Source organism: Plantactinospora sp. ZYX-F-223, assembly GCF_039649625.1.
In the GTDB taxonomy this organism is placed as follows: Bacteria; Actinomycetota; Actinomycetes; order Mycobacteriales; family Micromonosporaceae; genus Plantactinospora.
This window is the reverse complement of the sequence record NZ_JBDJAV010000053.1, coordinates 40,133-58,882: the sequence shown is the minus strand read 5'-3', so window position 1 is coordinate 58,882 and position 18,750 is coordinate 40,133. Positions and strand designations below refer to the sequence as shown.

The 18,750-nt window shown below is 72.4% G+C and carries 16 protein-coding genes and 2 pseudogenes; 9 read left to right on the top strand and 9 right to left on the bottom strand.

The features are described from left to right. Positions 1 to 367: 367 nt before the first annotated feature. Entirely contained in the window at positions 368 to 1,336 is a 969-nt protein-coding gene (locus AAH979_RS35935; RefSeq protein ID WP_346262585.1) for a TetR/AcrR family transcriptional regulator C-terminal domain-containing protein, read from the bottom strand. A 269-nt stretch (positions 1,337 to 1,605) separates the two neighbouring features. On the opposite strand from AAH979_RS35935, the pseudogene AAH979_RS35930 reads away from it, so the two are divergent. After that, a pseudogene (locus tag AAH979_RS35930) lies at positions 1,606 to 2,286 on the top strand (ATP-binding cassette domain-containing protein); the annotation flags it as partial. A 332-nt stretch (positions 2,287 to 2,618) separates the two neighbouring features. On the opposite strand, the pseudogene AAH979_RS35925 reads toward AAH979_RS35930, so the two are convergent. The 4 genes and pseudogenes from AAH979_RS35925 to AAH979_RS35910 form a co-directional block, all read right to left on the bottom strand. Further along, positions 2,619 to 2,792 (bottom strand): annotated as a pseudogene (locus AAH979_RS35925) (aldehyde dehydrogenase family protein); the annotation flags it as partial. A 12-nt stretch (positions 2,793 to 2,804) separates the two neighbouring features. Next, the gene (locus tag AAH979_RS35920) at positions 2,805 to 3,425 is read right to left on the bottom strand and encodes a DUF305 domain-containing protein (protein WP_346262584.1); all 621 of its coding nucleotides are present in this window, start codon (positions 3,423 to 3,425) and stop codon (positions 2,805 to 2,807) included. A 77-nt stretch (positions 3,426 to 3,502) separates the two neighbouring features. Next, positions 3,503 to 4,390 (bottom strand): DUF1996 domain-containing protein, encoded by an 888-nt coding sequence (locus tag AAH979_RS35915; protein ID WP_346262583.1) that lies wholly within the window; start codon positions 4,388 to 4,390, stop codon positions 3,503 to 3,505. Between the two features lie 253 nt (positions 4,391 to 4,643). Beyond that, positions 4,644 to 5,699 (bottom strand): cation diffusion facilitator family transporter, encoded by a 1,056-nt coding sequence (locus tag AAH979_RS35910; protein WP_346262582.1) that lies wholly within the window; start codon positions 5,697 to 5,699, stop codon positions 4,644 to 4,646. A gap of 133 nt (positions 5,700 to 5,832) precedes the next feature. Between AAH979_RS35910 and ligA the strand changes: the two genes are divergently transcribed. Then, positions 5,833 to 8,103 carry an NAD-dependent DNA ligase LigA gene (gene ligA, locus AAH979_RS35905; RefSeq protein ID WP_346262581.1) on the top strand — a complete coding sequence of 757 codons (2,271 nt, stop codon included), beginning with the start codon at positions 5,833 to 5,835 and terminating at the stop codon, positions 8,101 to 8,103. 9 nt (positions 8,104 to 8,112) lie between these two features. On the opposite strand, the gene AAH979_RS35900 is transcribed toward ligA, so the two are convergent. Continuing rightward, positions 8,113 to 8,910, bottom strand: coding sequence for a putative protein N(5)-glutamine methyltransferase (locus AAH979_RS35900; protein ID WP_346262580.1), 798 nt, complete (start codon positions 8,908 to 8,910; stop codon positions 8,113 to 8,115). A 275-nt stretch (positions 8,911 to 9,185) separates the two neighbouring features. Between AAH979_RS35900 and AAH979_RS35895 the strand changes: the two genes are divergently transcribed. Together AAH979_RS35895 and AAH979_RS35890 are read left to right on the top strand one after the other, a co-directional pair. Beyond that, the gene (locus tag AAH979_RS35895) at positions 9,186 to 9,917 is read left to right on the top strand and encodes a hypothetical protein (protein ID WP_346262579.1); all 732 of its coding nucleotides are present in this window, start codon (positions 9,186 to 9,188) and stop codon (positions 9,915 to 9,917) included. Between the two features lie 206 nt (positions 9,918 to 10,123). Continuing rightward, positions 10,124 to 11,359 carry a sodium:proton exchanger gene (locus AAH979_RS35890; RefSeq protein WP_346262578.1) on the top strand — a complete coding sequence of 412 codons (1,236 nt, stop codon included), beginning with the start codon at positions 10,124 to 10,126 and terminating at the stop codon, positions 11,357 to 11,359. Between the two features lie 62 nt (positions 11,360 to 11,421). Here the strand turns inward: AAH979_RS35890 and AAH979_RS35885 are convergent, their stop codons facing one another. From AAH979_RS35885 to AAH979_RS35875, 3 genes are all read right to left on the bottom strand, one after another. Beyond that, on the bottom strand, positions 11,422 to 11,586 hold the full coding sequence (locus AAH979_RS35885; RefSeq protein ID WP_346262577.1) for a hypothetical protein: 165 nt from the start codon (positions 11,584 to 11,586) through the stop codon (positions 11,422 to 11,424). A gap of 181 nt (positions 11,587 to 11,767) precedes the next feature. Next, positions 11,768 to 13,000, bottom strand: coding sequence for a cytochrome P450 (locus AAH979_RS35880; protein WP_346262576.1), 1,233 nt, complete (start codon positions 12,998 to 13,000; stop codon positions 11,768 to 11,770). A 28-nt stretch (positions 13,001 to 13,028) separates the two neighbouring features. After that, the gene (locus AAH979_RS35875) at positions 13,029 to 14,867 is read right to left on the bottom strand and encodes an NAD-binding protein (protein WP_346262575.1); all 1,839 of its coding nucleotides are present in this window, start codon (positions 14,865 to 14,867) and stop codon (positions 13,029 to 13,031) included. A 205-nt stretch (positions 14,868 to 15,072) separates the two neighbouring features. Between AAH979_RS35875 and AAH979_RS35870 the strand changes: the two genes are divergently transcribed. The 5 genes from AAH979_RS35870 (at position 15,073) to AAH979_RS35850 (ending at position 18,717) form a co-directional block, all read left to right on the top strand. Beyond that, positions 15,073 to 15,459 (top strand): YbaB/EbfC family nucleoid-associated protein, encoded by a 387-nt coding sequence (locus AAH979_RS35870; RefSeq protein ID WP_318403340.1) that lies wholly within the window; start codon positions 15,073 to 15,075, stop codon positions 15,457 to 15,459. After that, complete coding sequence (locus tag AAH979_RS35865; RefSeq protein WP_346262574.1) at positions 15,456 to 15,767, top strand: type VII secretion target; 312 nt, start codon at positions 15,456 to 15,458, stop codon at positions 15,765 to 15,767. Before AAH979_RS35870 ends, AAH979_RS35865 begins: the two co-directional genes overlap by 4 nt. Then, entirely contained in the window at positions 15,764 to 16,768 is a 1,005-nt protein-coding gene (locus tag AAH979_RS35860; protein ID WP_346262573.1) for a hypothetical protein, read from the top strand. Before AAH979_RS35865 ends, AAH979_RS35860 begins: the two co-directional genes overlap by 4 nt. 12 nt (positions 16,769 to 16,780) lie before the next feature. Continuing rightward, entirely contained in the window at positions 16,781 to 17,371 is a 591-nt protein-coding gene (locus AAH979_RS35855; RefSeq protein ID WP_346262572.1) for a DUF6346 domain-containing protein, read from the top strand. A gap of 428 nt (positions 17,372 to 17,799) precedes the next feature. After that, positions 17,800 to 18,717, top strand: coding sequence for an acetyltransferase (locus tag AAH979_RS35850; RefSeq protein ID WP_346262571.1), 918 nt, complete (start codon positions 17,800 to 17,802; stop codon positions 18,715 to 18,717). The last annotated feature ends 33 nt before the right edge of the window (positions 18,718 to 18,750 follow it).

Below are 18,750 nucleotides of genomic sequence, written 5' to 3'. Positions count from 1 at the left end.
TGTTGTACCTTACCCGACTGTTTCCGCCTCGTCAAACCGATGTCTCCCGGTTTGTCACGCTTCGTCCAGCCGTCGTGCACCCGTACGGACGCGACGAGTTACCGCCGCAATCGTTCGGGGTTCGGCAGGCCGGCCACCGCGGTGTTGCTCCGCGGGCTTGCCCGGTGCCCTGCCGGGAGAGAAAGTTACACGGCCGGGCCGGTAACACCAAATCGGGGCCGGCCTCGGGGAAAATTGCTGGTCAAATCTGAAATATCGGACTCTCGATTCCGGCGACTCTGCCGTCGCGCCGGCCGGTCCCGGTCCGGCCGGGACCCGTCACGTGCCGACCCGGTGGCGCTGCCGGAACCGAGCCGACCCGGTGCCGCTATCGGCACCCGGGTGCCGGGGGTACGCCGCCGGGCGGGGCATCGATGAAGACGGCAATCCCGTCCAGCATCCGGCTCAGCCCGAACTCGAAGAGCTTGTCGATGTCGAATTCGAACTCTGCCTCGGCGATCCGGGCCAGCGTCGGAACGGCTCCGGAGGCGAAGATGGCGGCCAACGCCGACCCCTGGCTCGCCATCCACTCCTCGTCGGTCAACCCGGTCTCGTGCTCCGCCTCCGACTCCCAGACCAGGCTGGCCGCCATCCCGTGCACGTAACTGGCGACCGCGACCGAGAGATAGAACATCGTGGGCGGGTCGAGCCCGAGTCCGTCCACCGCGCTCATCGTCCAGTCGGTGTGCGCCATCCCCCTCGGTGAGAGCATCGGCCGGGTCAGCGACATGGTCTGCTGCACCCACGGGTGCCGCCGGAACGAGGTCCACTGCATCCGAGTCACCGCCTCCAGCCGGTCCCGCCAACCCGAGGGCGGCGGCTCCGGCAGGACGATCTCGCCGAGTACCTCCTCGACCATGAGCTGGACGAGGTCGTCCCGGCTGGGCACGTACCGGTAGAGCGCCATGGTGCCGACCCCGAGCTGCGCCGCGACCCGACGCATCGACAGCGCCGCGAACCCCTCGGCGTCGGCGACCTCGATCGCGGCCTGGACGACCCGGTCCCGGGTCAGCCCGGGATCCGCCTCCCGGGCCGACCGGCGCCGCGCGGGGCCGGGCGCCGGCGGAGGTTCCGGTGCCGCCACCACGGTCCCGACTCCGGGTACGGCCCGGACCAGGCCCTCCTGTCCGAGCACGGTCAGCACCTTGGTGGCGGTGGCCATCGCTACACCCCACTCGGCGGTGATCCCCCGGGTCGACGGCACCCGGTCGCCCGGGCGCAGTTCGCCGGCGGCGATGCGGCGCCGGATCTCGGCCACGATCCGACGGTACGGCGGTTCTGTTCCGGAACGGTCCACCGCTGCTCCTCGCTGTCGCCGACTACCTCGCGTACTAGTGCACCGGGCGGTGCCGAGGGTATCGGGTGGCTACCCGCCGGCCCGGCGTTTCGTGGCGGCGCACCTCAGGTCCCCGCTCGACTCCCGAGACCGGAGCACTAGTGCACTAGCGTAGTCAATTCCCAGTTAGGAGTCGCTATTGTGCCTAGTCAAGCTGCTTGCTTAGCCTGTACGCAATCACGTTGACCGGGTACCCCGACCGGCCCGTACCGGGATGAGGAGTGGGTGCGATGGCACCGGGATTGGCGATCGAGACGGCCGGCTTGGTGAAGGCGTACGGGTCGGCGCAGGTGGTGACCGGCATCGACCTCCAGGTACCGGAGGGCAGCGTCTTCGCCTTGCTCGGACCCAACGGGGCGGGCAAGACGACGACGGTACGAATCCTGGCCACCCTGGTCCGGCCGGACGCCGGACAGGCCCGGGTCGCCGGTTTCGACGTACTGCGGCAGCGCCACCAGGTACGCCGCAGTATCAGCCTGACCGGGCAGTACGCGGCGATCGACGAGTTGCAGACCGGCGAGGAGAACCTCCGGATGATGGGCCGGCTCTCCGGCCTCTCCGCGGCGGGCGCCCGGGCGCGGGCCCGCGAGCTGCTCGACGGGTTCGACCTCGCCGACGCGGCCGGCCGCCGGGTCGGCACCTACTCCGGCGGGATGCGACGACGGCTGGACCTGGCCGCCGGACTGGTCGGCCGGCCCTCGGTGATGTTCCTCGACGAGCCGACCACCGGGCTCGACCCGCGCAGCCGGCAGGCGCTCTGGCAGGTGATCGGCGGGCTGGCCGAGTCCGGGGTGACGGTCTTCCTCACCACGCAGTACCTGGAGGAGGCCGACCGGCTCGCGGACCGGATCGCCGTACTGGACGCGGGGCGGGTGGTCGCGGAGGACAGTCCGGCCCGGCTCAAGCTCCGCTTCGCCGAACAGCGTCGGGCTGCTGGTGCGGTCGGTGGAGGCGGCGAACGGCTTCACCTTCTTCGTGATGTTCCTGCCCTATCCGAGCAGCGCGTTCGTGCCGATCGACTCCATGCCGAGTTGGACCCGGGGCATCGCCGAGCACCAGCCGCTCAACCCGGTGATCGAGTCGCTGCGCGGCCTGCTGCTGGGTACGCCGGTCGGGGCCAGCCCGTGGATCGCCCTGGCCTGGTGCGCCGGCCTGCTCGCCGGGTCGGTCGCGCTCTCGGTCGTGCTGTTCCGGCGCCGGACCGGCTGACCGGGTCCGCGCCGGAGGGGCCGGAGGGGGCGTCGGCCCGCAGCCGCGCGGCGCCCCGGTGTGCCCGGCCCAGGTCCCGGGTGAAGAGCACGGCGGAGAGCCCGTACGGGGTGTCGTCGGCCAGCCGCAGCGCCTCGGTCTCGTCGTCGAACGGGATGACCACCGCGACCGGTCCGAACACCTCCGCGCGGAGTACCCGGGCCGGCGGAGATCCGGGACCTCAGCCCCGCAGTTGGCCGAGCTGGGTCAGGTAGGCGGCGCCGGTCCGGGCGATCGCCCCGGCCAGGCTGGTGGTGTCGGGGTCGGCGCCGGAGCGCTGCTCGGCGCCGGCGACCCGGACGGACTGCTCCAGGTGCGCCCGGAGGTACTGGCCGAAGAGGCGCCGGAACTCGGCTTCCGGGACCGCGCCGAGCGCGGTCAACTCGGCGGCGGTGACCATTCCGGGCATGTCGTGCCCCTCGTGCGGGTTGGTCTTCGGCGCACCGGAGCGGTCGAGTAGCCGCCGGGACCGTTCCAGGTCGGCACGGTGGGTCTCCCGGACCCGGGCGGCGAGCTGGCGCACGGCCGGGTCGGTGGTGCGCGCCGGCACCAGGTCCAGCAGGGGCAGCACCCGTTCGTGCATGGCGACGGCGAGTTGCAGCCAGGCGATGTCGGTGCCGTTGAACCGGCCGGACGGGCCGGGCGTACCCGCCGGGCCGGTCGGTCGACCGGTGGTGACCGGCGCCGCGCCGGTGGACGTACCCGAAACCGGCGGTGGTGCGGCGGCGGAGCCGGCGCAGCCGCCGGCCAGCAGCACCGCGACGAGCAGCGCGGCGGCCGGTACGACGGCGGTGGGCCTCATCTCCGGGTCTCCTTCTCCGGTCGCCTGTTGGGCGGGTGGACCCGGCCGGAGCCGGATCCACCCACGGAGCCCCACGATCAGCTCGGGCGGCCGTCCGCACCGCACTTGATGACGGGACGGATGCAGTCCCGGACCCGGCGGAGCATCTCGGCCTCGGGCCAGGCGTTGAAGAAGTCACCGTGCATGGTGAAACCGCCGCCGGAGGCGAGCCGGAACCGGGCCGGGTCGCCGTTGACCGGATAGCGCAGCACCTGGCGCAGCTTCGGCACCGCCACCGGGTGGCTGGCCGGGCAGGCCTGGTTGACCGGGTACGCCATGTGGCTCTTGTGGTCCGGCGAGTCGAGGTCGCGGCCGTTCCAGCACTGCGGGAAGTCGAGGTACGACTCGATCATCGTCCCGGCAGGACAGTTGACGAAGTCCTTGGACGCGCCGACGTGCCCGGCGTGCAGGCAGGACCACCGGGAGATGGTGGTCGAGTCCGGAGCGGTGGCCCGGGCGTTGCCGGCCACGATCCGCAGGCCCAGCGGCAGGGGCTGGGTGTTGGCGACGATGTCGCTGCGGACGCCCTCGCCGAGGTAGTAGAACGTGACGATGGCCGGTTCCACCGGGACGTTGTCGGCGTAGAAGGTGGGTACCCAGTAGGACGAGACGTCGACCCGGGGGTTGCAGGTGGTGTCGGAGTTCAGCAGGTCGGCCAGGTTGGTGTGGGCGTTGGTGGTGGTCGCGCCGAAGAAGCTGTGCATGTGCGAGGCGCCGGGCAGGCCCGGGAAGATGATCGGGTCGTCCGGCAGCCGGTGGCTGTACGGACAGTCGGCCAGGAACTCGGCGACCCGGACGACCCGGGCCTCGGCCGGCTCCGCCCGCTCGATCACGGCGTAGCCGCCGAGCAGGGCGAGCAGGGCGCCGAACAGCGTCACGATTCTCAGCCGGCGGCGCAGCGCGTGCAGGGGTGCGGCCCTTTCCATGTGGGCACTCCTAGCTGGTGAGCGGCCAGCGAGGGTTCCGGCGCCGCCGCCGAAGGCGTCGGAGGTCGCTGGCCAGACTGGTGGTGGTCTGCCCTCGTTCGAGGTGTGAGAGAGCGCTCTCTCTCCTCCACCAGCTTGAGCCCGCCGTCGAAAGCTGTCAATACTTCCGCCCCGAACCACTCCATCCGGTCCATCCCGGACCGACTCCGCCCCGGACCGCTTCCGCCCGGAGGGCCGGGCCCGGACCGGCCGGTCACTTCGCGCGGCGGGTCGGGTCGAGGAAGACGTACCGGATCGCCGGGTTACGCGCGATCAGCCGCCGTTCCGCCTCGTCGGCGGCGACCTCGATCTCCGCCCGGCTGGCGTCGTCGGCGAAGTTGACCTTCACCGCCACCAGGATGTCCTCCGGGCCGAGTTGCAGCGTCATCAACCGGTCCACGCCACGCAGGTCCGGCACCGCCGCCAACTCCTGCGCGATCTCCGCGCGTACCGCCTCCTGGGCCGCCCGGCCGACCAGCAGCGCGATGTTGTTGTGCGCCAGGGTGATGGCCACCACCAGCAACAGCACGCCGATCGCGATCGAGGCGATGCCGTCCCACACCGGGCTGCCGGTCAACTCCGACAGCCCCACCCCGATCCCCGCCAGGAGCAGCCCGATCAGCGCCGCGCTGTCCTCCAGCAGCACCGCCTTGATCGTGGTGTTCGGGGTACGCCGGGCCACCCGCAGCCAGGGGAGGCGCCAGCGGGCCGCCCGGCGGCGCAACTGCCGGACCGACCGGGTCAGCGAGATGCCCTCGGCCACGAAGGAGACCACCAGCACCACGTACGCGACCGTGGGGTCCAGATCCTCGTGCCGCTCCTGGATCGCCTCCACTCCCTGGAAGATGGAGAACCCGGCACCGATGACGAAGGTGACCACGGCGGCGACGAACGCCCAGAGATAGCTCTCCCGGCCGTACCCGAACGGGTACTGCGTGGTCGGTGGCCGGGCGCCCCGGCGCAGCGCGATGAAGAGCAGCAGCTCTGTCGTGGTGTCGGCGACCGAGTGGGCCGCCTCGGCGAGCACCGCCGCCGAGCCGGAGACCACCCCGGCGATCGCCTTCGCCACCGCCACCGCCAGGTTGGCCAGACCCGCGATGATCACCGTGCCGACGCTCTGGCTGCGCTGCGAACGCGACGAGCTGAGCGGGCCCCCCTGCGACCAGGGCGTCTCGCCAGCGGCCCGGCCCTGCGTGTACTGCGTACTCCGGGCGCCGTCCGGCCCGGGTACGCCCGGCTCGTCCCCCCGACTGCGCGTCGGCTCGGCCATGAGGTCAGCCTAGGTGCCGGCGCCGGGCCCATCCGGCGGTTGTCTGGAGTCCGGCGGGACTGGGGCGGCGCTTCGTCGTACCCGGTCTCTAGGCTGAACGCCGAGCGTGCGGGCCTGACGGGAGGGGGACTTCGTGGCATACGAGGCAGTGGGGACGGCGACCGACGATCGGCCTGAGCAGCCGGGCGGGGCCGGTCCGGTCGAGCCGGTCGTCGATCCGGTGGACCCGGTGGTGGACGCCGCGCTCGCCGAGCCGTTCCCGGACCGCCCGGCCTACGAGGCGGCGATCGCCGAGATCCGCTCGGCCGCGGCCGCCTACTACAACGGCGCGGACCTGGCGATGGACGACGCGACCTACGACGCGCTGATGGCCCGGGTCGTCGCGACCGAGGCCGCCCAGCCGGGCTGGAAGACCGACGACTCGCCCAGCGAACTGGTGGCGGCCGGCGCCGGGCTGGTCGGCGACGTCGTGCACAGCGTCCCGATGCTCAGCCTCGACAACGTCTTCGGCGAGGAGGAACTGGCCCGCTGGGCGGCCCGGCTCGACAAGCTGCTCGGCCGTCCCGCCGCCGGCTACACCGTGGAGCCCAAGATCGACGGCCTGGCCATCGCCGCCCGCTACGTGGACGGCCGGCTCACCCAGGTCGCCACCCGGGGCGACGGGCTGGCCGGCGAGGACGTGACGCCGCAGGCCCGGCGGGCGGCCGGCCTGCCGGAGCAGCTCGGCGAGCCGCTGACCGTGGAGATCCGCGGCGAGGTCTACATGACCGACGAGGACTTCGCCAAGGCCCAGGAGATGCGCACCGGGCACGGTGAGCCGGCCTTCGCGCATCCGCGCAGCGCCGCCGCGGGCACGCTGCGGGCCCAGGACCGGGCGTACGATGCGCCGCTCTCCTTCCTCGCCTACGCGGTGCACGGCCTCGACGAGGCCGACGGGGCGCCCGAACCCCGCCCGCACTCGGCCACCATGGCGTACGTCGAGAGCCTCGGCGTCGCCACCACCGCCGGTTCGCCGGCCGGGATGCCGCTCTGCACCACCATCGAGGAGGTGCTCGCCGTGGTGGAGTCGCTCTACGCCCGCCGGGGCGAGCTGGGCTTCGGCATCGACGGTGCGGTGATCAAGGCCGACCACCCGGCCGACCGCGAGCTGGCCGGGTCGGGCACCCGGGCACCCCGCTGGGGCATCGCCTACAAGTTCCCCGCCGACACCCGCACCACCACACTGCTCTCGATCGAGGTGCAGGTCGGCCGGACCGGCGTGATCACCCCGGTCGCCGTACTGGCACCGGTGCAGGTGGGTGGGGTGACGGTCACCTCGGCCACCCTGCACAACTTCGACGACCTGGTCCGGCGCAACGTCCGGGCCGGCGACACCGTCTTCGTCCGGCGGGCCGGTGACGTGATCCCCGAGATCACCGGCGCCAAGCTCGACGAGCGGCCGGCGGACTCCACGGCGTACGAGCCGCCGACCCGGTGCCCGCGCTGCGACGGCGAGATCGACCGCTCGCAGAAGCGCTGGCGCTGTACCCAGGGCCGGGCCTGTGGCGCCCGCGAGTCGCTCTCCTACTACGCCGCCCGGGACTCGATGGACATCGAGGGGCTGGGCAGCAAGATCATCGACTTGCTGGTCAGCGCCGGCATGGTCACCGACCCGGCCGACCTCTACGACCTCGACCCCGGCACGCTGGCCACCCTGGAGCGGCTGGGCGAGACCTCGGCTCGCAAACTCGTGGCCAACATCGAGGCGTCGAAGCGCCAGCCGCTCTCCCGGGTGCTCACCGGCCTCGGCGTACGGATGACCGGCCGGTCGATGTCCCGCCGGCTCGCCCGGCACTTCGGCACCATGGAGGCGCTGCTCGCCGCCTCCGTCACCGACCTGCAGGAGGTCGAGGGGGTGGGACCGGAGCGGGCCGTCACCATCGCGGCGGAGCTGGTCGAGCTGGCCCCGGTCGTCGAGAAGCTCGCCGCCCGCGGGGTCAACATGACCGAGCCGGGCGTTCCCGGCCAGGCCGCGACCACCGACGGCGACGGCGACGTGGCTGTCCCGACCGCGACCGCGCTACCGCTGCGCCGGCCGGACGGCACCCCGATGACGGTCGTGGTCACCGGTTCCGTGCCGGGACTGACCCGCAACGAGGGCAACGAGGCGGTCGAACGGCTCGGCGGCAAGTCGTCCGGCTCGGTCTCCAAGCGGACCGATCTGGTGGTGGTCGGCGAGGGCGCGGGCAGCAAGGCGGAGAAGGCCACCAGCCTCGGCGTCCGGGTGATGCCGGCGGAACGCTTCGCCGAGTTGCTCGCCGCGCACACCACCGGGGACGCGACGACGATCGCCGACATCCTGGCCGAGGCGGAGGCCGAGCCAGAACCGAAGGCCGAGCCGGAGCCGGCAGCCTCGGTCGGCTGATCGGGGCGGTCAGCGGCTGCCGACCACCACGGTCGCCGGCAGCTCGTCGTCGGTGACCACCGCCGGGGCGAGGCCGGCCCGGTCGAACACGGCCATGGCGATCTCCGCCTGCTCCAGGCTGGTCTCCAGCAGCAGGTGGCCGCCGGGGACGAGCCAGTCCCGGGCTCCGGCGGCCACCCGGCGCAGCACGTCGAGGCCGTCGAGGCCGCCGTCCAGCGCCACCAGCGGCTCGTGCAGCCGTGCCTCCGGCGGCAGCAGTTCGACCGCCTCGCTGGGCACGTACGGCACATTCGCCACCAGTACGTCGATCCGGCCGCGCAGCCGGGGCGGAAGCGGCTGGTACAGGTCCCCGGCGTACACCCGGCCGCCGAGCGGGGCGAGGTTGCGCCGGGCGCACCGGACGGCGGCCGGTTCGATGTCCACCGCGTACAGCACGACATCGTCGACCAGCGCCGCGACCGCCAGCCCGATCGCGCCGGAGCCGCACGCCAGGTCCAGCACCGTCGCGCCCGGCCGGGCCAGCGCGGCGGCCCGGCGGACCAGCAGTTCGGTGCGGCGGCGCGGCACGAAGACTCCCGGGTCGACGGCGACCCGCAAGCCGCAGAAGTCGACCCAGCCGACGATGTGTTCCAGCGGCAGGCCGGAGACCCGCCGCTCGACCATGGCCAGCAGTTCGGCCCGGCTCCGCGCGGCGGTACTCAGGAGTTCGGCCTCGCCCTCGGCGAAGACACAGCCGGCCGCCCGGAGCCGACGGACGACCTCCGCGCGGTCCGGTGTGGAGGCGGGAGTGGAGGTGGGTGTTGACACGTACAGCCTTTCGGAACGCCTGCCGGCGTTCTCCCGGCTATCGCGACCCGACGTGCCCCGACGAGGCCGCCGAGCCGCGGGATGGGAGCACCCGGCCGATCGACACGGAAATCGGTCCCACCTCCTCCGGTCGCGGCGACTGAGGCTCTCAACGTACCCCACGGGCAGCGCGGCGCGGGCGGGGCCGGGCGGCGGCGGGCGGCGATCTCCCGAATTCGTGCCGTTGCGGTCGCGGACCGTGGCCGGCGGTCACCGGCGGCCACACAGTTCTTGGCATGACCTCGCCTCGTAGCCACCTCGCCGGGCGCCTCGTCGCCCTCTCGGTCCTCGTCCTGTTCGGCGCCGGCTGTGGCGTCATCAACACGGTCCAGAACGCGGTCGACACGGCCAACACGCTGGGAAACTTCGCCGACCGGCTGGGGAAGTCCGCCCAGCTCACCTTCACCGCCGAATACAAGATCGTCGGGGAGGAGGCCGGCCAGCGGGAGACCGAGACCGTCACCCTCACCCAGCAGCCGCCCAACTCGGCGCTGAGCACCCCGGACGGCCGGCTCATCTTCACACCGGAGCACATGATCATCTGCTCCGGCGACGAGTGCCAGAAGAGCGCGAACACCACCGCCGCGACGACCCCGGAAGCCGGGATGGTCGCCGCGGTCGCCGGCCCCGGCTTCGTCACCCCGGAGCTGGCGCTCGGCCTGGTCGCCGCCGCCGCGATCGTGCCGAACACCGACGTACGGACGACGGAGCGGGAGATCGCCGGGCAGGACACGCTCTGCGCCGACGTCACCGGGGTCAGCGACCCGCAGGGCGGCACCGAGGGGACCCTCGACAAGCTCACGGTCTGTGTCACCGAGTCCGGCGTACTGGCCTCGTTCGCTGGCCGGACGGACAGCGGTGAGCAGGCCGCGATCGAGCTGGTGAAGTACTCCGAGAAGGTCGACAGGACGGCGTTCGCCCCGCCGGCCGGCGCCACCGTCGAGGACGTGTCCCAACTCCAGTGGTGACGGCCTCCTGAAACCGGTACGCCCGTCAGGGACCGGCCCCGAGCAGGGCCGGTCCCTGACCGTATCGGTCCGGAGATCATCCCCTCCGGCCGCGTCGCCGGTCGGGAGGGCTGCTCGCCGGCGGCGCCGGGCCGAGCCATCTCGGCGATTCCGCCCCTACCGTCCGCCCCGGTCCGGCAGGCTCGATGCCAGGCGGGGGTGGCGACGTGCGGGTGGGACTCGATGTCACGGTGTCCGCCCGGGGCGTGGCGACCCGGGTCGGCCTCGCCGTGCTGGCGGCCCTCCCGGCCGTGGTGATGCGGCTGGCCGGCGTCCACCTACCGGCGATCGCCGGAATGGCGGTCTTCGGGGTGGCGGTGCTGTCGGCGGTCGCCCTGCTGATGTGGGCCTCCGAGGTGGCCCGGGTCGACCTGCCCGGGAGCCTGGCGCTCGCCCTGCTCGCCCTGGTGGCGGTACTTCCGGAGTACGCGATCGACATCTACTTCGCCTTCGCCGCCGGCTCCGATCCCGAATTCGCGGCGTTCGCCCTGGCGAACATGACCGGGGCCAACCGGCTGCTGATCGGGGTCGCCTGGCCGCTGCTGGTCTTCGCCGCCATCTGGGCGGTACGCCGACGCGGGCAATCCGGCGACCGTAACGGCGTGAGCCTCTCCGCGCACCGCCGGACCGAGACGATCTATCTGCTGATGGCCACCGTCTACGCCCTGGTGATCCCGTTGACCGGCCGGCTGGCCTGGTACGACAGCATCGTCCTGGGCGCCCTGTTCGCGCTCTACCTCTCCCGGATCGGGCGTACCGAGCACGCCGAGGAGGCGCTGGTCGGGGTGGCCGCCACCCTCGCCAGAGCACCGAAGAGACGCCGCCGGCTGACCGTCGCCGCGCTCTTCGGTACGGCGGCGGTGGTGATCCTCAGCGCGGCCGAGCCGTTCGGCAAGTCCCTCGTCGAGGCCGGTACGGCGCTCGGCATCGACGAGTTCCTGCTCGTACAGTGGCTCGCCCCGGTCGCCTCCGAAGCACCGGAGGTGATCGTGGCGATCGCCTTCGCGCTGCGCGGCCGGGCCGACGACGGGCTCGGCGCGCTGCTGGCGGCGAAACTCAACCAGTGGACCCTGCTGATCGCCTGCCTGCCGATCGCCTTCTATCTCGGCGGCGGTGAGTTCGCCGGGCTGGCACTCGACGCGCGGCAGACCGAGGAGCTCTACCTGACCACCGCGCAGACCCTGCTCGGCGTCGCCGTCCTGGCCGACCTGCGGATCTCCCGGATCGAGGCGGCGCTGCTGTTCCTGCTCTTCGCGGTGCAGTTCGCCGTGCCCACCCAGGCGGTCCGGTACGGCGTCGCGTTCGCGTACGCGGTGCTGGCCGGAATCCTGCTGGCCCGGCACCGCCGGGAACTGCCCGCCCTGGTCCGGGCCAGCTGGCCGACCGGCCGTGCCCGCTCCTGAGCCTGAACGCACCCAGGTACGGCCCGCAGCAGATCCCCGCTCGGGCCGTACCTCCGGTTCGGCTACAGGTAGCCCTTGGCCTCCCGCTTGGCGACCATCGGTTCGGCCCCCTTGCCCATCTTCTTCAACGCCTCCCGGAGCTGCTGCTCACTCATCTTCGAGCTGCCCTGGATACCTGCCTCGTGAGCGCGTTGGCGCAGGTCATGAAGTTCGTCCCGATCAGCCATCTCAAACCTCCCAGTTCCGCCGACGAGGCGCCGCAGCCGGCGCCGTCCCGGACGCCTGGCTTCCCCCGACAGTGGCCGCCAAACGGGGTGCCCCAGGCGCCGCCGTCAGGGCGACCTCCGACCGCCGGCAACCCCGACGCCTATCCGGCCGGCGCCTTCCCGGGCCGGCCGAACGTGGCGGTCACCCCCGGACGAGGACGAAGCCGCTGCGCGGCCGGGTCGGTACCCGGCGCAGCGAGATCCCGAGATCCTGCTCCGGAACCTGGTAGTCCAGGTCGGCCAGCCGCCCGCTGAGCGTGGCCAGCAGCGCCACGGTCGTCGTCTCGCCTGGACAGCGATGGCCGGTACGCGGATCACCGCCACCCTGCGGCACCAGCTCGAACGCGCCGATCTCCCGACCGAGGAACCGCTCCGGGTCGAAGACGTACGGGTCCGGCCACAGCTCCGGGAGGTGGTTCTGGCCGTACAGGTCGAGCAGGACCATCGAGCCGGCCGGAATGGGCAGGTCCCGCCAGGCGAGGTCCCGTACCGCGTGGCCGGCGAGGAACGGCGCGAACGGATAGAAGCGGCGGACCTCGTGCCCGAACGCCGTGACGTAGTCGGCACTGCCGGAACGGAGCCGGGCCCGGAGTTCCGGCCAGCGGTGCAGAGCGTGTGCCGCGAAGCTGACGAACCAGCAGACCGCGACCGTCGGCCGGACCAGGTTGAGGATCTCCACCGCCGCGAGCCGGGGATCGAGCGGCTCGCCGTCGGCGTCCCGGTAGCGGGCGATCACGTCGAAGGCCGATCCGGCGTCGACGACCCGCCGTCCCTGCCGGACCTGCTCGACCAGCTCGGCCAGCCAGCGTTCCCGTCGGCCCCGTGCCTGCCGGGCACGCCAGTGCCGGGGCCCGAGGGTGCCGAAGCCGTCCACCAGCGCCACCATGTCGGCGGCCACCGTGGCGACGTCCGGCTCGGCCAGCGGCACTCCCACCCACTGGCAGACGGCTCGGGCGAGGACCCGGCTGACCTCGTCGAAGAGTACGACCGGCTGCCAGGGGGGCCAGCGGTCGACAGTCTCGTCCCAGGCCGTGCCGGCGTACCGCTGGAGGGTGGCGATCGCGTCGGCGGTGAGCAGCGACGTGAAGATCGCCTTGCGGTGCCGGTGGTCGGCACCGTCGAGGGTGTGCACCGCACGCCGACCGAAGAGGGTGTCCTGCACCGGCCCGGGGATCGCTCCGTGCCGCCGGATGTGCGCCTCGTCGTAGAAGAACCGGGCCGCGTCCGGGCCGCACAGCCCCACCGCCCGCTGCCCGAGCAGCCGGGTCTGGACGGTTTCCGTCCCTTCCCGGCGGCGGAGGTTGGGCAGCCAGCCGTAGCCCTCGGCGGCCAGCCGCAGCGTGTTGTCGACGAGGAGACCGGGACGCGGAGGCATTTGTCCTTCATGCCCCGGCGAACCGCGACTAAACCGGGGGTCCGGGACGCCGGTCCGCCGGCCCGGGTCCGGAGTCCGGCGCCGGCCGGGGCCCGGGCCGGTGCCGCACCGCGGCGCTCAGCAGGCGCAGCGGTTTCGGTTCCACCAGCGGTGGCGGATCGGGACTGGCGGCGGTACGCGAGAGCAGCCCGGCCAGCCCGGCCCGAGTGGCGACCACCAGCAGCCGGTCGGTCCGTACCAGCGGACGGCGGTCCGGCAGGGACCAGAGCGTCTGCCCGACCCGGCCGGTCCGGACGGCGATCAGCCGTACCTCGCCCGGCCGGCTGACCTCGGGGCAGAGCCGTCCCTCCAGTTCGGACCCGGCGCCGACCGGCAACTCCGCGACGAGCAGCACCCGGCGGCCGACGGAGATCGCACCCACCACCTCCCGGCCCATCATCGCCGCCGCGAAGGCGGGTGCGGCCAGGTAGGAGACGCTGCGCGAGTGGTCGATCCCGAAGGCCCGCTTGACCCGCCGCGCGAAACCCTCGTCGAAGAGCCGGAGCACCACCCGCAGCTTGGCCCCGCCGGCACCGCCGGTCCCGCGCTGCGCCTGCCCGTGCACCGCCCGGCCGATCAGGGCGGTCTCCAGGTTGGTCACGTCGTCGGTGGTGAGCACCAGGAGGGCGCGGCAGGTCTCCACCGACGCGGCCCGCAACGCCTCGGCATTGTTGGCGTCCCGGATCAGGACCGGGATGCGCAGCTCACGGGCGACCGACACCCCCCGGGCGTGTTCCATCCGGTCGATGGCCACCACGTCCAGGCCGAAGTCGTGCAGCTCCCGGACCACCCGGGCGCCGATGTTGCCGAGCCCGACCACGATCACATGGCCGGAGACCGGCTCGGTGAGACCTCCGGCGGCCAGCGCGAGCCGGGCGTTGACGACGACGTCCACGATCAACGCGGTGACGGTGGGGATCAGCGCCACACCGGTGACCACGAGCAGCACCGCGACCGCCTTCTCGACCACCGAGGCGCCGGTGTCGGCGTCGGCGCCGCCGAGGGCGGTCAGCACGGCCAGGTACCCGGCCTGGAGCAGGCCGGTGTCCTCGCGGGTGAGCGCGAGCGTGACCGTACCGGTCGTCAGCACGCCGGCCAGCGCCAGCAGGGCCAGCCGGAGGTTGCGGCCGAACAGCAACCGGGTGGCGCGCATCGGATGTGGCCGGCGCCGCCGGACCGGTCGGGGCTGGCTGCTCGGCGCCCGGACGAGGACCAGGTCGGCGGCGTCCTCGTCGGCCGGCAACCGGACCGGCTCGGCGAGGCCCTCGGTGATCGCCAGCCCGCAGAGCACGTCGTCGGGACGGTCGGCGACATCGGCCCGCGGCGCGGCCATCAGCAGTTCGTCGGGGAGCCGTACGTAGGTGGGCGTGTCGTTGCCGAGTGCCGCGGCCACGAACGCGGGGGCGGCGAACTCGGAACCGGAGAGTACGCCGCAGTCGCCGAGCATGCTGGCGATGCCGTCCCCGAGTACCGGATTGAAGAGCCGGACCACGAGCCGGACGGTGGGGCTCACCTCGCGGGCGATCAGCGCGGCGTCCACGTTGGCGACGTCGTCACGGTCGACCAGCGCGACCGCCGCGGCGGTCTCGATCCCGGCCTGCCGGAAGACCTCCTGGTTGAGCCGGGGCGCGACGATCATCGCGGGTCGCAGGGCCGGGTCGCCGTCCTCCGGCACCAGCTCGGCGATCTCCGGCGCCTGGTCTGCCGAGGCTGACGGCACGATCACCGTGACGTGCGCGCTGTAGGTGTTCATCAGCTCGCCGACCAGCCGCTGGGCGAGCGCGTTCGCGCCCCACACCACGAACCGGGGCACCGCGTCGCCGGACACGACACACATGGTAGTTCCCGGAGGCTCAGGAAGATCTTGGTTAACCGACACGTCACGGACCCGTCACCACCGTCAGCACAGTGGACGGTGGCCGGAAAGCCGAGAGTAGGTCCGCTTCCCGAGCTGGCGATCCAGGTGAGTCGATGGGATCTCCGGCTCGCGGGAATTGTCTAGACTACCCGCGACAGCCACCGAGGGAGGACTTGTGCCGGGGGACCCGGAAGGCATGCTCGTCGACTGGCAGCGGCGTGTGGAGCAGCAGACAGCGCTCACCACCGAGCTCAGCCAGCGGATGGAACAGAACAGGGCGACGGTCGAATCACGGGGCGGCGAGGCCGTCGTCACCGTCGACTCGTCAGGAGGCATGGCCGAGCTACGCCTCAGCGACCAGGCGATGCGCCTGCCCGCAGACGAACTCGCCTCGATCATTCTCGACACCAGCCGGCGCGCCCAGGCGAAGATGGCGCAGCAGATGGTCGCCGTGGTGAGCAGCCTCTACGGCGCGGGCTCCGAGACGGCCTCCTTCATCGGTGGCGCATACACCAAACAGTTCCCGGAACCACCTGAGGACGAGGAGCGTGATCATCGATGAGCGACATCAGGCTGTCGACGGCCGAGGTCCGCAAACATGCCCAGATGGTGGACGAGGCCGGACGGATGTGCGGCGAGGCCGCCGCCGGTGCCGAGTACGTCAGCCTGCACGACGAGGTGTACGGCGTCCTGTGCAGCCCGCTGTTCCTGCCGATCATCGATCCGCTGTCGGACCACGCGTTGCAGGAGATCCGCAACGGGGCTGACGCGACCGCGCACCTGGCGGAACTGCTCCGGGCGCTGGCCGACAACGTCGACATCACCGACGGCGCCGCGGCGACCCGGATCAGGGAGGCGGGCGGCCGATGAGCACCGACGCGGCTTTCACCCGGGCGTCCGTCATCGCGCCCGAGGGTGAGACGAAGGCGTGGGAGGGCGCCGGCATCTTCGAGTCGGCCTGTGGCGTGGTGGACGGCATCGCGACCGAGAACTGGCTGGGCGTCGCCGGCAACGGCGTGGCCGCCGGTCTCTCCGCCATCGGCGCGATCATGGACCCGTTGCAGGCGGTTTTCGCCGCTGGTGTCGGCTGGCTCATGGAACACGTCAGCTTCCTGAGGGAACCACTGGACAAACTCGCTGGAGACCCGAAGGCGATCGAGGGGCACGCCCAGACCTGGTACAACATCGAGCGACGCATCTACGAGGCCACCGACTTCTTCGTCAGCGAGGTCAACCGCAGCACCGCGGAGTGGACCTCGCAGGCAGCGGCGGCGTACCGGCAGCGTGCCCGGAGCCATGCCGAGGCGGTGCAGGCGCTGGGCAAGATCGCCGACGCGATGAGCAAGGCGACCACGATCGTCGGCGCGATGGTCGGTGTCATCCGGAACACGATCCGCGACATCGTGGCCGAGGTCGTCGGTGCGTGCATCTCCAAGGCGGTCCAGGCTCTCACGGTGGTGCTGATCCCCAAGGTCGCCGCCGAAGTCGCCATCCTGGTGGGCAAGACCACTAGCAAGATCCTCAACCTGCTGGAGCGGCTGTTCCAGGCGATCAGGCAGATCGGCATGCTGACCAGCAAGTGCGACGCCATCCTGGCGCAGATCGGCCAGGCCAGCCGCGGCACCCTGCTCCTCGAGGCGTTCCGCATCCAAGCGATCGGCGAGGCCGGAGGAAGCGGCTTGAGCGGGTTCAGGGGAGCGTTCAACACGATCGGGCGGGGCCACACCGCCGTGTACGGCACCGTCGACCAGGTGATCCAGAACACGGCGCGCAGCGCGGGCCAGACGAACGGCTCGCAGAACGGTGGGCAGGCCGGCGATACGCTACGGGGCAACAATCCAAGCCCTACGCCTATCGAGCTTCCGCTCTGACGGAGGACTTCCATGGAACCGCTGGACGACCGGATCGCCAAGCGCCTCGCCGAGATCAAAGAACAGCAGCACGAACTCGACCGCAAGGAGGCCGCGCGGGCCGAGGAGGCGGACCTGGGCGCTGCGGTGGTGCAGCGGCGCAAGGGCAACGGCTTCCGGTCGTTCCTGTTCCTCACCGGAATACTCGTCCTGGCGGCCGGCATGCTCGGCACGGCGGTGACGCTGAGCAGGTTGGCCGGCAACGACATGACCGACGCCCGGCGCGAGGGTCAGGCCACTGTCGGTCGGTGCGTCGAGCACGGCCCGATCAGCAATCGCGGCTTCGGTTACTGGGAAGCCTGCGAAGTCGACATCACCTGGGACGACGGCCAACTCGAGGAGATGACTGCCGGAGCCATATTCGACTCCTCCGACACGGGCACCACAGTTCGCGTCGGAGATCTGGGCAGGGATCGGACCACCCGATTGCTGGCCCGAGCCGACGTCGAAGCTCGCCCATGGCTGTTGTGGATCGGTTACGGGATCGGACTGCTCGCTCTCCTGCCCACCTTCGTAGGGGTGCTGCTGCTGCGGGAGGTGCTGAGGTTCCGAAGGAAGAAGTAGTCGTAGCACCGACGGCCGGCGTACCCAGTAGCGGCCCGGTGGCCGGCGTCGCGGTGGGCGGGCTGTCCACGCCCGGTACGGCGGGATCGGGGACGGTGCCGCCGCCGCTGGTGAGCACCAATGCGCCGACCGCCAGCGCAGCGGCGCCGGCCTGCTTCGGCATCTGCCACGGGCTCCCGCTCCTTGTCTAGGACGGTACGCCGTCGCCGGTAGTGCGCCGGGCGGCCGGTTCCTTACCGACGACGTGCCGACCGCGCCGGACCGGTGGAGCTAATCGCGTTGCGGCCGGCGGAGTGCACCGCGTACGTTCCCGGTACGCCGACGAGCCGGAAGGAGGTCAGAACGATGCCCGATGTTCTGCGCCCCCTCCGCGCCCCGGCGTCCACGCGGATCTGACCCGGGGCGCTCGCTTCCCGGAGGATCCCGCCATGACCGATCTGGTCGTACGCCCGCTCGTCGCGGGCGAGGAAAGTCTGTTCGACTCCATGCCCGATCCGCTCCCGCAACTGCGTCAGGTCGGCTACGCCGAAGGGCTGGCCGGCGGCGGCTACCGCCCCGAGCGCACCTGGGTCGCCCTCCGGGCCGGCCGGGTGGTCGGCCGGGCGGCCTGGGTACTGCCGCCCGGCGCCGTCGGTGCCCCGTGGCTGGAGCGGTTCGACCTGGACGCCGAGCCCGAGGTGGGTGCCGTGCTGCTGCGCGCCGCCCACCGGGCGCTCGGCGGTCCGCGGATCTACTACGCATCCCTGCCGGCACACTGGCGGCGCCGGCCGGAGGTGCTGGCCGTGGCCGAGGCGCCGATGGCGGCGGCCCGACTCGCCGGGCTGGTCGAGCGGGGCGAGCGGCTGCGCTGCTCGTGGACGGGCACACCGTTGCCGACGCCCTCCGGCCGGTACACCCTCCGGCCGGCTACCGACGCGGCGGAGATCAACGCCCTGGTCGCCCGGATCGCCGAGCCGGACGTGCTGACCGGCAAGGAGGTCGCCCGGGCGGTCGCCGGCGTCGACCTGGCCACCGACCCGCTGGCCTGGCTGGACCGTCCGGTGGGGAACTGGCGGATCGCGTTCGGCGCCGGGCGGCCGGTCGGGCTGGTCGGAACGGCCGGGGACGCCTGCTATCCGCTCATCGCCTACCTCGGCCTGCTCGACGAGGCCGTCCGGGGTGAACTGCTGGCCGAGGCGGTCCGGGTACTGGCCGAGGGCGGCGCCCGCGAGGTGCTCGCCGACGTGGACGCGCACCGGGTACGCGTACTGGCCGAACTGGAGCGGACCGGATTCCGGCAGGTGCGTTCCCGGCTGGTCTTCGTACCGGCGGCTGTGCCCGTACCGGACGGGGCACCGACCGGCTGACCGGGCCGGCTCGACCGCGCGGGTCGCGGCGGG

Coding starts and splice junctions, on each gene's coding strand:
- AAH979_RS35865 (WP_346262574.1), top strand. CDS start 15,456: ATGAGCGACATCAGGCTGTCGACGGCCGAGGTCCGCAAACATGCCCAG.
- AAH979_RS35850 (WP_346262571.1), top strand. CDS start 17,800: ATGACCGATCTGGTCGTACGCCCGCTCGTCGCGGGCGAGGAAAGTCTG.
- AAH979_RS35920 (WP_346262584.1), bottom strand. CDS start 3,425: ATGAGGCCCACCGCCGTCGTACCGGCCGCCGCGCTGCTCGTCGCGGTG.
- AAH979_RS35910 (WP_346262582.1), bottom strand. CDS start 5,699: ATGGCCGAGCCGACGCGCAGTCGGGGGGACGAGCCGGGCGTACCCGGG.
- AAH979_RS35885 (WP_346262577.1), bottom strand. CDS start 11,586: ATGGCTGATCGGGACGAACTTCATGACCTGCGCCAACGCGCTCACGAG.
- AAH979_RS35880 (WP_346262576.1), bottom strand. CDS start 13,000: ATGCCTCCGCGTCCCGGTCTCCTCGTCGACAACACGCTGCGGCTGGCC.
- AAH979_RS35915 (WP_346262583.1), bottom strand. CDS start 4,390: ATGGAAAGGGCCGCACCCCTGCACGCGCTGCGCCGCCGGCTGAGAATC.
- AAH979_RS35895 (WP_346262579.1), top strand. CDS start 9,186: ATGACCTCGCCTCGTAGCCACCTCGCCGGGCGCCTCGTCGCCCTCTCG.
- AAH979_RS35855 (WP_346262572.1), top strand. CDS start 16,781: ATGGAACCGCTGGACGACCGGATCGCCAAGCGCCTCGCCGAGATCAAA.
- AAH979_RS35860 (WP_346262573.1), top strand. CDS start 15,764: ATGAGCACCGACGCGGCTTTCACCCGGGCGTCCGTCATCGCGCCCGAG.